This window comes from Hymenobacter sp. AT01-02, assembly GCF_000961955.2.
Taxonomy (GTDB): domain Bacteria; phylum Bacteroidota; class Bacteroidia; order Cytophagales; family Hymenobacteraceae; genus Hymenobacter; species Hymenobacter mucosus.
The window spans coordinates 132,771-145,150 of sequence record NZ_JZIR02000028.1 but is presented as its reverse complement, the minus strand read 5'-3'; the positions used below and the strand labels follow the sequence as shown (position 1 = coordinate 145,150).

Sequence of the window (12,380 nt, the reverse complement as noted above, 5' to 3'; positions counted from 1 at the left end):
GTAGTTTACTCCCGCACACTTGGTTCAGGACTACTAATAATTCCGGGCTCAACTATTTCGGCGGTCAGGTATTTAAGTTTTACTTTTGACCCACGCGCCAGAGCGCAACTCACCCCAACTTCTCCAAACTCGCACCCCATGAACTTGCCCGCTGACCTGAAATACACGAAAGAACACGAATGGATTCGTGTAGAAGGTGACGTTGCCTACGTTGGCATCACTGACCACGCTCAGAGAGAGCTCGGTGACATTGTGTACGTAGACATCGACACGCTTGATAAGGAAGTAGCTGAGAATGAAGTATTCGGAACAGTAGAGGCCGTAAAAACGGTATCCGACTTGTTCAGCCCCATCAGCGGCACAGTTCTGGAAATCAACGACAAGCTGGATGGTAGCCCTGAGCTAGTGAACTCTGATCCTTACGGTGATGGCTGGATGATCAAGATTTCGATAGCCAACCCAGCAGAAGTAGAAACGCTGCTTACCGCCGAAGCGTACGGCGAACTAGTAGGCGCCTAAGCTTTCCGGCTATGTTCATTACCGCGCCGCCTACCTCCCGCCGACCTTTCATGGTTCTACCGCTGGGGTGGGCGGCGCTGGTATTAGTGCTAACCCTCACTCCGTCGGATGAAATGCCAGAAACGCCTCACTGGGAGCTGCTGGCATTTGATACTGCTGCTCACGCGGCCGTCTTTGTTGTATTGGCCGCGCTGAGCGTCTTCTCGCTACGGCGCCAGCTTCAGTGGCCAGCATTACGCCGTTGGGCCTATAGCTTCGTGCTGCTCACCAACATAGCCTTCGGCGCTCTGATTGAGTTTTTACAGATGACAATGGACCTAGGCCGTCATGGTGAGTGGTCTGATCTTCTTAGCGATTCACTAGGAGTAGTAGCTGGCCTAGCTGGTATGTGGCTGCTGCGTCGGTGGTGGCAGTAGTAACATTCTTTTCCCAATGGCTCTTCTATCCTGCGGCCGCCGCTACCAACGAGTTGTAACGAGCGTTGGTACCGCGGGAGCAGTGCTGGCACTTGCTACTGCAGCAGCGGCGCAGGATATGGTTCGCGTCCGCCAGACTATACAGAGACTAAGTTCGCCGGCCTTTCATGGGCGCGGCTACGTACACCAAGGCGACCATATTGCCGCTGATTACCTGCGGGCTCAGTTTTCAGCTTCCGGTCTTCAGCCACTATCTACTAATTATACCCAAGCCTTTCCGCTTCCTATTAATACCTTCCCCGGCCGTGCCAGTTTACAGGTCGGTAGCCAACGGCTTACGCCAGGTATCGATTTTATTGCGGATCCAAGTTCGGGTACGGGTCATGTCAAGGGCAACATTCTCGCCTTTGATACCCTCTTGTTTTCTCACCCCGAGCGCCACTCCGCTTTCTTAGCAACGGATTTATGCCGCTGGGTACTAGTACTACAGCAGCACGACGCAGCGCGACTGAACCAACTACCAGTGGCCCTGCAGGCACATGTTCTGACGGCAGCTGCCCGGGTTACCTTACTGCCGAGTAAGCTCACAGCTTCCTTAGCCAGCCAACAAGACCCTCAACCCCATTTACAGGTACTGGCTAGCAAGTGGCCCGCGAAGGCTCGAACTGTCATAGTCCATCTAGATGCTGTATTTCAACCAGCCTACCCAACGCAAAACGTCATTGGGTACCTACCTGGTCGCACCCAACCCGATTCGTTTCTGGTAGTCACAGCCCATTACGACCACTTAGGTAGGCTCGGCCGCAGCACTTATTTTCCGGGAGCAAATGATAATGCCAGCGGGGTAGCTATGTTGCTGGAGCTAGCTAGACACTTCTCCCAACCTCAAAACCGGCCGGATTACTCTTTGGTGTTTATTGGTTTCGGAGCCGAAGAAGCTGGGCTGGTTGGGTCACGCTACTTTGTAGAGCACCCATTGTTCCCCTTGGAGCGCATTCACTTTCTGGTGAATCTGGATTTGGTAGGTACGGGTAGCCAGGGAGCAACGGTAGTCAACGGCAAGATATTCGAGCCTCAGTTTCAGTTGCTCACTCAGTTGAACTCAGCCGGACATTACCTGCCTAGTTTGGTAGCTCGCGGCCGCGCAGCCAACTCTGACCACTACTTCTTTTCAGAACATGGAGTCCCCTCCTTCTTTCTATATACGAAGGGAGGACCTACCGCCTACCACGATGTGCAAGACCAAGCTGACGCGTTGCCGCTCACAGCCTTCCAACAGGTGTTTGCCTTACTAAGCGAGTTCCTTTTGCACCTCTGATATGTTTTAGTGTATTAGTAGCTACTCACTGCACTAATGCTAAGCAGACTTTTCAACTAGCTAAAACACAACAAACCCAGAATAATACGAACCTACTCGTATTATTCTGGGTTTGTTGTGTTTTAGCTAGCGAAGCAGCCCTAACCGTTTGTCTTGAACGAGCTCATGATTTGCTTTGCTACGTTCTCCCATTCAGGCTTCTGACGGTCAGCGCAAGTGAAGTTGCACATGAGCAATTTACCTTCTACATCCGTGAAAAACACAAGGTTATATACTTCATGGCCGAGCTCAGGCTTCATGAGTTCTAGATAACCAATTTTACGGCCGTTCACTTCTTTTACACCGTGGTTGAACCACTTCGCCTCTTTGAACTGCTTGGTGTAGGTCTTGTAGAAATTATCGGCATACATGTCGATCATGTCCTGATCGGCCGTGTTATCGGTGTATGAAAAAGCAATACTAGCTTCTTTGCTGTTGGTATAAATAACGCTAGGACGGCTTTGTGCTTTGGCGTAATTGAAGTCCATCTGCTGCTCGCTCATCACCTCAAACCCCTTAGGGATAAGGATTTCTACACGCTCGCTAAGAACGCGCTTCTTGATCAGCTCTACTTCCGCGAAGGGACGAGCAGCCATCAGCAAAAGCATCAGGCAGAAAACGGGGGCAACGAGTAGTACTTTTTTCATAGTCGTAGCTGAAAAAAGAGTGAAAATCAGAAGGAGTCAGTAACTAAGCAACCGAGAGGTGTGCTGTTTGGATAACACAATTTACGCACAAATACCGAAGACGCAAGTTGTTTACCCAAAAATAACACCTAACTCAAAATGAGAAAGCGCCAATAAGCTACTAAATCATACGTAGCAATGCATATAAGCGGTTTCACTACGACAAAATTAAAATGACATTTTCAGTGCAATTTCTAAAATTCTCAATATGGGATTAAAAATACCCTATCCAAGATGTTATTCGTAAAGTTCAATTTACAGCGCTTTTGGCTCTACTACCTATCTACTGGACTTAAAGAATATTGTTGATTTGTTCCTTGATTTTCTCAAGCTCTTCTTTCATCCCTACCACTAAGTGTTGAATGGTTGAATCGTTAGCTTTTGAGCCAATCGTATTTATTTCCCGGCCTATTTCCTGCGAAATAAAGGCAAGTTTCTTGCCGGTGGGTTCGGGTAGGTATACCGTTTCGGTGAAGTAGTGCAAGTGGTTGACCAACCGCACTTTTTCCTCGGCGATGTCAAGCTTCTCAATGTAGTACAGCACTTCCTGTTCGAACCGAGTAGGGTTAAAGTGCTCATTACTGGTTAAGTCAGCCAGATGTCCTTGCAGGCGCTGTCTTACTTGCTCAATACGTGTAGGGTCGTGCCGCTCAACATCCGCAAGAAAAATCCGGATACGGTCGATGTAACCGACTATCTCGTTGGTTAACGCTTGTCCTTCGTCGCGTCGAAACTGATTAACCCCTTGCAATGCCTCCTGTAATAAAGGAGCCAACTCTTCCCAAGGAATATTCTCTTCTTCGGTAGCCGCCGTGGCATCGGCCGGAATGCGGAGAGAACCGGGTAGGGCATGTGCAATGGCAGCTAGCTGCTCTAAAGTGGCACCAGTGGTATGCGTAAGTTCCTGTAGCTCACGGAAGGCCAGCGCTACCGCATCTTTGTTCACTATAGAACCCTGCGCGCCCGTCGCGCGCGGGCGCGCGAAGTCAAAGTTCAGATTGACTTTACCGCGAACCAGGCTCTTAGTAACCAAGTTGCGGATTTCTAGCTCTCGATCCTGCAGGAAGCGAGGCAAGCGCAGGCTCAAATCCAGCGTCTTGGAATTGAGCGACTTTATTTCAACGGTGGCGGTGTAGCGGTCGGTATCGCGGTGAGCAATTCCGTAGCCGGTCATGGACTGAAGCATAGCAGATTTTGGGAAAGTGGGCGCAAAAGTAGTGGTTTCTAGCAGACGGTGAGTTGGTTAGCTAGGCCGTAACATAAGCATAATGATGGGGCAATATTAGCATAATAGGCTCGGTCTAGCTTTGCGAAACCATAAACCAACCCGGTATGCGGCGTTCATTTTTACTGTTGTTTTTCCTGACGCTGAGTCACTTACTCTTCGCCCAGCAAGGTACGCTGACTGGCAAAGTCACGGAGAAGAAATCTGGCGAGGGAGCATCGGAGCCACTGTGCTAGTGACGGGTACCACGCAAGCAGCGCCAGTGAATATTGATGGCACTTACCTGCTGCAACTTACTCCTGGTACCTACGGCATCACCATCCAATCTATCGGGCTGAAGCCACTCACCTTCACCGGCATCGTTATTAAAGCCGACGAGAAGACGGTACTCAACGGAGTATTAGAAGAAAGCGCCCAAGCACTGAAAGAAGTAGTCGTAACCGGCCAGAAGCAAACTGGGACGGAGGTAGCTATGATTCAGGACTTGAAGAAGTCTGAAGTGGTAGTAAGTGGCATGAGCAACGACCAGATAGTGAAGACCCTGGACCGCGATGCTGCCGAAGTAGTAAAGCGCATTCCGGGGGTAACGGTGCAGAGCAATAACTTCATTGTTATTCGGGGGCTAGCCGAACGGTACAACACAGTGATGCTGAACGATGCCTTGACGCCTTCGGCCGAAGTAGATACTCGTTCCTTTTCGTTTGACATATTACCCAGCTCGGTAATTGACCGCATTCTGATCTTCAAGTCTGGCTCGCCAGAACTGCCCGGCGAAATGGGTGGTGGAGTCGTGAAAGTATACACCAGAAACTCAGTGCTTGAAAATGCGACGAGCATTAGCGTGTCGGGGTGGGCGCGGAGCAACACTACTTTTCAGAACAACTACCAAGTAAGTCCTGGCCGTAGCTCCGACTGGCTAGGCTTCGACAATGGCAACCGCCAGTTGCCGTCTAATCTGACGGAGCAAATGACTGCGACGGACCAGCCAGCTTTCCGTAATGCGTGGCTTCCCTTGCGTATCAATGCACGCCCTGACTTGCGTTTGTCCTTCGGCCTAAGCCGCAAGTTTGATGTAGGCAAGGCGGCGGTCAGCAACGTCACCTCTGTTTCCTACTCCAATACGCACGAGCAGAACAATATCACCCGCAGCCGCTACCTCATTGAGGAAGATCCTTCTACGGGCTTGCCACGCCAGCAGTACCTATATAATGATGAGCGTGCTATCACGGGTACTCGCTTGGGCATTGTTCACAACTGGCAGGTGCGTCTCAACGACCGTAACCGCATTGAGCTGCGCAACTTCCTGAACCAGTTTGGCACTGACGAAGTAACGCACCGCACCGGCCAGACCTTAGACCAGGGCTTTGACCGCGACGACTACGCCCTGCACTACCAGAGCCGCACCATCTACTCGGGCCAGTTACAAGGCTCTCACGAGGTAGGAGCAGACCTACGCACGAACATCACTTGGGCCGCTGGTTACAACTATGTATTCCGCGACGAGCCAGACTATAGCCGCTACCGTAGCCAACGCATTACGCCTCAGCCCGGCGAAACGCCCCGCCCCTTCCTGGTAGTAGTTCCTCCAGATGGCAACCCCTACGACGCTAGCCGCTTCTTTTCTGATCTGAAAGAAAACACTTATATGGCTAGCGGCCAGTGGGAACGTCGGTTTGCCGGCCGCGACACAACTAAGGCAAACGAGTTTAAGCTGCGGGCCGGTTTTTACACGGAACAAAAGGAACGTAACTTCCAGAACCGCTACTTCTCTTACGTAATCGGCAACGGCAGCTCGTTCTACCAAGACCCTGAGCGTGCAAACCGCCTGCTCACCTTGCCCATCGACCAAATCTTTGCTCCCGAAAACCTAGACCCTAAAACAGGCTTCGTACTGGACGAAGGCACCTCTCCGAAAGACCGTTACTCGGCTGAAAACACTCTGGTAGCTGGTTATGTAGGTGGTGTAGCCCCTATCTCGGATCGGTTCAGCCTATCGGGTGGTGTTCGGGTGGAGTACAACCGGAAGTACCTGAAAAATGGCGACCCACAGGATACTGCCTACTTGGAGCGTCGGGTTATCCCAATGCCTTCTTTGAATGCTACTTTCAACTTCAACCAGCGCTCCTTACTGCGCTTTGGTAGTAGCGTAACCGTGAACCGCCCCGAGTTTCGCGAGATTGCCAACTATCCGTACTTCGATTATACCATCAACGCAATTATCACCGGTAACCAAAACCTGAAGACGGCTACCATCTACAACGCCGACCTGCGCTACGAGTTCTACCCCACGCGCTCAGAAATGCTGTCGGTAGGCGTGTTCTACAAGTACTTCCGCGACGCCATTGAGCAAACTACCCAGTCAGTTTCAACGGAGCAGATGTACTTAACCTATCAGAATGCCGATAACGCGTACGATGTAGGCATAGAGGTGGAAGCTCGCAAGTCGTTGATGGAGCTAACGGACAACCCAGTGTTGCAGCGCTTCTCGCTGGTTCTGAATGCTTCACTCATCAAGAGCCGCGTAACCCTAGCTGACAATGCAGTTAACAACAACTTCGCTCTCTCCGACCGTGCGCTGCAAGGCCAGTCGCCGTACGTTGTGAACACGGGGTTATTCTATCAGGACGACGAAGCGCACTGGCAGGTATCGGCCCAATACAACGTAGTAGGCCAGCGCATCCAGTTTGTGGGCGACCGTCAGTTCAACTACTCGGTAATCGAAATGCCCCGCCATGTAGTTGACCTGGCCGTAACCAAGGGCATTGGCCAGCACCTGCAAATTAAGGCGGGTATTCAGGACATCCTGAACCAGAAAGTACGTCAATACTACGATTTTAACCGAAACGGTAAAATCGGCAGCAACGAGCGGGGCGCCTTTGGAGAGTACCGCCGCGGTACTTACTCTACGCTTGGCCTGACCTACAATTTCTAAACAATACGGTAACACTAGCACAACGAAAGCATAACGCCCATCCTTACGGATGGGCGTTATGCTTTTGGACCTTTGCCTCGTTCAACCTGCCTTCCTCACAAACACCCTATAGACGCATGAAAAAGATTCTACTCCCTGCTTTACTGGCTTGTGCTGTAGCCGCAGTGGCGCCTACCTCTCAGGTGGTAGCGCAAACGGTCTGCCCTGCTGCCCCGACAGCTACAACAGTATCAACTGACATTACGCAGAACACGACTTGGACTAGCAACAACGTCTATCTGTTATCGCGCTTTATCTATGTGCGGGCAGGAGCTACGCTTACGATTCAGCCCGGCACTATTATTAAAGGAGATAAAACTGGTAAAGGCACGCTGATTGTGGAGCAAGGGGCTCGCCTCATTGCTGAAGGCACTGCCAGCCAGCCCATTGTATTTACGTCTAACGAACCAGCTGGCTCACGGGCACGCGGCGACTGGGGTGGAGTTATTATCTGCGGCCGGGCACCCGTAAACCTCACGGGTACCCCCAAGGTGGAAGGTGGTGTGGACTCTCCGTACGGCGGCACCGATCCAAATGACAATTCGGGCATCCTAAAGTATGTGCGCATTGAATTCCCTGGTATTGCATTTCAGCCTAACTCCGAAATCAACGGACTGACGCTGGCCGGTGTAGGTGCGGGCACGCAGATTGATTATGTGCAGGTATACGGCTCCGGCGATGATTCCTTCGAGTGGTTTGGTGGTACTGTGAATGCCAAGCACTTGGTGGCTGTGGCTGCTACGGATGATGACTTTGACACCGATAACGGCTACCAAGGCAAGGTGCAGTACGGCCTCATTGTACGTGAGCCAAACACCGGCGACGTATCAGGCTCCACTGCTTTCGAGTCGGACAACGATGCGGGTGGTTCTTCCAACTTACCCCAGACGGCTCCTGTTTTCTCGAACGTGACGGCTTTGCTGCGCACGCCCATTGGGGCAGCGGCCAATTTCACCCGGGCCATGCACCTGCGTCGTAACACGGCCATTTCTATCTTCAACTCAGTACTAACAGGCTGGCCTACGGGCTTGACTCTGGACGGTGCCCCTACTCAAGCTAACGCCACTAGTGGTAGCCTTGTGTTGAAAAACAACGTGATGGCTAACATGACGACCCGCAATTTTGAAGCGGCTGGGGTAACCACCTTCGACGTAGCTGGTATTTGGAATAATGCGGCCAATGCCAATACCTTGTTCCCAACGGCTGGCGAGCTTGGCCTGAACGCTGGTAACTACAGCCCTGCCTCCGATATCGTGTCGGACTTCACCCTGCCCACTGCTTCTCCCTTGAACACGGGCGCAGGTTTCTCAGATGCGAAGTTGGCGGATGCTTTCTTTGAAAAGACCGGCACCTTCCGTGGTGCTTTTGGCACCAATAACTGGGTGGCTGGCTGGACCAACTTCAATCCTCAGATCACGTGCTACAACCGCCCTGGTCAGACCCTAGCGGCCAAGAGCTCTTCCGATCAGTTACAGCAACTGGCAGTGTTCCCGAACCCCACGGCTGGCTCCGCTTCGATATCGTTTGAGTTGAAGCGCGGAGGTCAGGCTTCGGTACGCATACTGGACGTAACGGGTCGTCAGGTAGCCACGGTCTTGGCAAACGGCAAGCTCTCGGCTGGTCAGCAGCAGATTGCGTTGCCTGCCAACCTCAAGGCCGGGGTATATGTAGCCACCGTAACGACGAACGAAACAACCCAGTCGGTTCGCTTTGTCGTAGCCAAGTAATTACCGCTGCATCGTATTTGCTTGCTTAAGGGAAAGCCTGTTCCGGGAAGCCGGGGCAGGCTTTTCTACTTCAACCTTACTAGGACACCCGCCTAAAACGTCTAGCTTGCAGTTAATGAAGCTCCGCGTCCTGCATTTGCCCAAGTGGTACCCCAACCGCTACGATAATCAGGATGGTGACTTTGTGGCCCGCCACGTGGCCGCTATTGCACCGCACACTACGGCTGCTGTGCTCTTTGCCACCGTAGCCCGCGGCCCGCTTCCGTCGCTTATTGACTGCGAAGCTGCTCTCACGGGTTCTACTCCTACTCTGCGCTACTACTATCGGGCCCGCATTACGGGCCTTGCTCCGCTAGACAAACTGCTAAAGCTAGGGCTGTACTTCTGGTGCCTGGGGCGGGGCTACCGGCAGTTGGTTCGTTATTGGGGCGGGCACCCCCAACTCGTGCATGTGCACGTATTGTTGCGCACGGGGCTGTTTGCGTGGTGGCTGCGGCTTATCCGAGGCCTACCTTACCTCATCACAGAACACTGGACGCTTTACCTACCCGAGCGGGCCAGTAACATTGGACGAATACGCCGCCTGCTTACGGGTAGGGTGGTGCGCCATGCAGTGGGCCTGCACACCGTATCAGCTAGCCTACGCGATGCCATGGCCCGCCTTGGCTTCGTGCATCCGCACACAGCCGTCATTGCCAACGTAGTAGACACCGATGTATTTCGTCCCGCGGAATGGCCACGCACAGCAGGGCAGCTCTTGGTGGTGGCTGCATTTCACGATGCAGTAAAAAATATCTCTGGGGTCCTACGCGTGGTAGCGCAGCTGCACTCCTGCTACCCTCATATGCGCCTACGAATTGCGGGCTACGGTCCTGATGAAGCAGTCTTACAACAGTTGGCCGCACAGTTGGGCTTGCTGGAGAATGGCATCGTCACATTCCTAGGGAAGCTTGCTCACGACGAAGTAGCCCGCGAAATGCAGCAGGCCGCCGCCCTGGTCAGCTTCAGCCGGGCCGAAACGTTCGGATGCGTGTTCTTGGAAGCCCGTGCTACCGGATGTGTGGTGATAGGGCCGGCCACTGGTGGAGTACCCGAGTTGTTTCAGCCGCCCAACACTTTCGGGTTGCTGGTCCGGCCAGATGATGAAGTAGCCTTCGGCGCGGCGCTGATGGCTGTTCTTGATGGCTCATGTACTTACGACCCCGCCGTGCTACGCGCTGATGCTGAGGCGCGCTGCTCCTACCCCAATGTCAGTGCACAATTTGCGGCCCTTTATGCAGCGGTACTACCTGGTGTACCAAGCCGTACTGGTCCAACTGCATTCTAACGGCCTACTCTGCGCCAATTCATGATCCGCCGAATCCTTCACAACGTTGCAACCCGCCTGGCTACAGCCCTGCTAAGCTTTGTAGTGGTATGGCTTACGGCGCGCTATTTGGGAGCTGCTGGCCGCGGAGCCGTAAGTCTGTTCGTGACCGACTGCGCGGTCTTGCTGCTTTTCATTGGGCTGGTTGGGGGCTCTTCCCTGATTTACTTGGTGCCCCGCCGTAATGTTTGGCATTTGCTACTACCCGCCTACGGATGGGCCACGCTGGTGTGCCTGATAGGTACGGGGGCAGTAGCGCTACTACGTAATGCACCAGTTGCTTACCTGGGACACCTGTTGACCTTGTCTTTACTACAGGCTTTTTTCTCTATCAATTCCTCCTTGCTCCTAGGTCGCCGTCGCGAGGGCATTTACAACATGCTTGCCGCTGCGCAGGTCGCTTTGCTAGCGGTGGGTTTATGGGGTTGCTTCGGCGGTCTGGGCTGGCGCGAAATACCGGTGTACTACTACGCTGCCTACGTTGCGTACGGCTTGCCCCTACTGCTGAGCATCCGGGCGCTGCTGCATCTTCCCGACCGGCGCCTACGCCACGGCCGCCGCCTACGAGCGACTACCCGTGAACTAGTACGCCACAGCCGCGGGGCTCACCTTTCCAATATTCTGGCCTTTGCCAACTACCGCATGGGCTACTACTTCGTAGCGCATTATGCTGATGCTCGCTCTGTGGGCATTCTGTCGGTGGGAGTAGCCTTGACGGAAGCTATCTGGCTGATTCCACGCAGTACTGCTCTGGTACAGTACGTTGATCTGGTGCATGCGCCAGACCCGGCTGCACTAGCGGGTGAGGGGCTGCGCGTTGCCCGACTTACGCTACTAGCCACCACGGCCGCTATAGCCGTACTAGCCTTGCTGCCAGTCGGCGTGCTTACGGCCATCTTCGGGCCGGAGTTTGGCCCCGCACGGCCCGTTATCGGGCTACTAGCTCCGGGCGTCGTATGCATAGCAATCCAAATTCTTTGCAGTAGCTACTTCGCCGGGCTGGCCCGCTACCGAATCAACAATGCGGCTTCTATAGTGGGAATGGGAGTGACCATCATGGCCTGCTGGCTCTTGGTTCCGCAGCTAGGTATCCGGGGGGCAGCTTTGGCCAGCACCGCCTCCTACGCCACTTCCACAGTCTTTTTACTTTATCATTTCTGGCGCGCTACGGGCGCTACGCCCTGGGCTTTCCTACCCACCCCTGCTGATGTATCCTACGGTTTGAGCCTGCTTCGGCGGCAGAAGTCATAGCCTCCGCACTATACCGCTTGTACCGTTACAGCAAAATGCGGGGTTGGGTCCGCGAGTGGCATAGGCTGTTTCGTTTGCAGGAGCTTGGGCGAGTAAAGAGCACACAGTGTATTTTCAACCTGTACCAACTGGCCGCGTGCCGTTGCGGGCAGCCCGTCTACAATGCCGGCTAAGACTTCCCAACGGGGCTGGCCAGGCTGCCGATTAGCGTCGTGCCATACCACTACCGTATCCGGGCCCACCAAGTGCTCAAAAACGCGGCGCGTATCCGTACGCACGGCGTCGTACGCATGGTCGCCATCGATAAAAATTAGGTTGAAGTGCCCCAACGTAGCAAAGTCGAACGTAGCGGAGTTCCCGTGCAAGTGCGTTACGTTGGATAAGGGCTTGGAGAAGAATCCATGCAGTTCCACGTATCGGTCGGGTAGGCCCAGTGCCCGTATTTCGGCTGCCGATAGATTTAGGGTGTGCACGGAAGCTGCCACGGCAGCTACGTTAGCTGCACTTTCGCCGCGCCACGTTCCAATCTCGAAATAACGGCACTGGGGAATTTGGCGCGCCAGGCCTCGCAACAATGCAAGGTCCGTTGGCAGTGAGCCGCCGTCCCGAAACGCGAAAGGGTGTACCGTTTCTCCATGAGCTGGTAGCAACGGAGCCAAAGCCACTACCGGCAATCCATCGGGGGTCACTCCTCGTTGGGAAGCATGCCGCAACGCCCGACGCTGCCACGCAGCTGTGTCTGCCGCCAACACATGGTTTAATAGCCAGGGGTTGCGCACTAGGCTTCCTAAGCCGCGAAGGGTTTTGGTAAGTCGAGACAAGCAGAGAAGACGAATCGTGAGAATGGAAATGTGCCACTTTG

11 protein-coding genes are annotated in these 12,380 nt (G+C 53.7%); 8 read left to right on the top strand and 3 right to left on the bottom strand.

Annotated features, from left to right (window positions below; translation table 11 throughout):
* Positions 1 to 138: 138 nt before the first annotated feature.
* Genes gcvH through VI25_RS11395 form a run of 3 tightly spaced genes read left to right on the top strand, consistent with a single transcriptional unit; the run spans position 139 to position 2,253 of the window.
* Positions 139 to 519, top strand: a complete 381-nt coding sequence (gene gcvH, locus VI25_RS11405) for a glycine cleavage system protein GcvH (RefSeq protein ID WP_045689032.1) — start codon at positions 139 to 141, stop codon at positions 517 to 519.
* Between the two features lie 11 nt (positions 520 to 530).
* A complete protein-coding gene (locus VI25_RS11400; RefSeq protein WP_052695299.1) occupies positions 531 to 935 on the top strand; it encodes a VanZ family protein in 405 nt (134 codons plus the stop codon).
* A gap of 16 nt (positions 936 to 951) precedes the next feature.
* On the top strand, positions 952 to 2,253 hold the full coding sequence (locus VI25_RS11395) for a M28 family metallopeptidase (RefSeq protein WP_052695300.1): 1,302 nt from the start codon (positions 952 to 954) through the stop codon (positions 2,251 to 2,253).
* A gap of 140 nt (positions 2,254 to 2,393) precedes the next feature.
* Here VI25_RS11395 and VI25_RS11390 read toward each other — a convergent pair whose 3' ends face one another.
* Both VI25_RS11390 and VI25_RS11385 read right to left on the bottom strand, forming a co-directional pair.
* On the bottom strand, positions 2,394 to 2,939 hold the full coding sequence (locus tag VI25_RS11390; protein ID WP_045687066.1) for a hypothetical protein: 546 nt from the start codon (positions 2,937 to 2,939) through the stop codon (positions 2,394 to 2,396).
* A gap of 331 nt (positions 2,940 to 3,270) precedes the next feature.
* Positions 3,271 to 4,164: a YicC/YloC family endoribonuclease gene (locus VI25_RS11385; RefSeq protein ID WP_045687065.1), complete on the bottom strand. Its 894-nt coding sequence runs from the start codon at positions 4,162 to 4,164 to the stop codon at positions 3,271 to 3,273.
* Positions 4,165 to 4,310: 146 nt separating this feature from the next.
* Here VI25_RS11385 and VI25_RS27745 point away from each other — a divergent pair, with 146 nt between their 5' ends.
* The 5 genes from VI25_RS27745 (at position 4,311) to VI25_RS11365 (ending at position 11,518) form a co-directional block, all read left to right on the top strand.
* Entirely contained in the window at positions 4,311 to 4,439 is a 129-nt protein-coding gene (locus VI25_RS27745; protein WP_262489944.1) for a hypothetical protein, read from the top strand.
* On the top strand, positions 4,439 to 7,135 hold the full coding sequence (locus VI25_RS11380) for a TonB-dependent receptor domain-containing protein (RefSeq protein WP_161806928.1): 2,697 nt from the start codon (positions 4,439 to 4,441) through the stop codon (positions 7,133 to 7,135). The genes VI25_RS27745 and VI25_RS11380 overlap by 1 nt, the downstream gene beginning before the upstream one ends.
* A gap of 116 nt (positions 7,136 to 7,251) precedes the next feature.
* On the top strand, positions 7,252 to 8,901 hold the full coding sequence (locus VI25_RS11375; RefSeq protein ID WP_045687063.1) for a T9SS type A sorting domain-containing protein: 1,650 nt from the start codon (positions 7,252 to 7,254) through the stop codon (positions 8,899 to 8,901).
* A gap of 115 nt (positions 8,902 to 9,016) precedes the next feature.
* The gene (locus VI25_RS11370; protein WP_045687062.1) at positions 9,017 to 10,228 is read left to right on the top strand and encodes a glycosyltransferase; all 1,212 of its coding nucleotides are present in this window, start codon (positions 9,017 to 9,019) and stop codon (positions 10,226 to 10,228) included.
* A gap of 21 nt (positions 10,229 to 10,249) precedes the next feature.
* Positions 10,250 to 11,518, top strand: a complete 1,269-nt coding sequence (locus VI25_RS11365; protein ID WP_045687061.1) for a lipopolysaccharide biosynthesis protein — start codon at positions 10,250 to 10,252, stop codon at positions 11,516 to 11,518.
* A gap of 8 nt (positions 11,519 to 11,526) precedes the next feature.
* Here VI25_RS11365 and VI25_RS11360 read toward each other — a convergent pair whose 3' ends face one another.
* Positions 11,527 to 12,339: a class I SAM-dependent methyltransferase gene (locus tag VI25_RS11360; protein WP_161806927.1), complete on the bottom strand. Its 813-nt coding sequence runs from the start codon at positions 12,337 to 12,339 to the stop codon at positions 11,527 to 11,529.
* Positions 12,340 to 12,380 lie beyond the last annotated feature (41 nt).

Coding starts and splice junctions, on each gene's coding strand:
- VI25_RS11375 (WP_045687063.1), top strand. CDS start 7,252: ATGAAAAAGATTCTACTCCCTGCTTTACTGGCTTGTGCTGTAGCCGCA.
- VI25_RS11370 (WP_045687062.1), top strand. CDS start 9,017: ATGAAGCTCCGCGTCCTGCATTTGCCCAAGTGGTACCCCAACCGCTAC.
- VI25_RS11390 (WP_045687066.1), bottom strand. CDS start 2,939: ATGAAAAAAGTACTACTCGTTGCCCCCGTTTTCTGCCTGATGCTTTTG.
- VI25_RS11400 (WP_052695299.1), top strand. CDS start 531: ATGTTCATTACCGCGCCGCCTACCTCCCGCCGACCTTTCATGGTTCTA.
- VI25_RS11385 (WP_045687065.1), bottom strand. CDS start 4,164: ATGCTTCAGTCCATGACCGGCTACGGAATTGCTCACCGCGATACCGAC.
- VI25_RS11395 (WP_052695300.1), top strand. CDS start 952: ATGGCTCTTCTATCCTGCGGCCGCCGCTACCAACGAGTTGTAACGAGC.
- VI25_RS11365 (WP_045687061.1), top strand. CDS start 10,250: ATGATCCGCCGAATCCTTCACAACGTTGCAACCCGCCTGGCTACAGCC.
- VI25_RS27745 (WP_262489944.1), top strand. CDS start 4,311: ATGCGGCGTTCATTTTTACTGTTGTTTTTCCTGACGCTGAGTCACTTA.
- gcvH (WP_045689032.1), top strand. CDS start 139: ATGAACTTGCCCGCTGACCTGAAATACACGAAAGAACACGAATGGATT.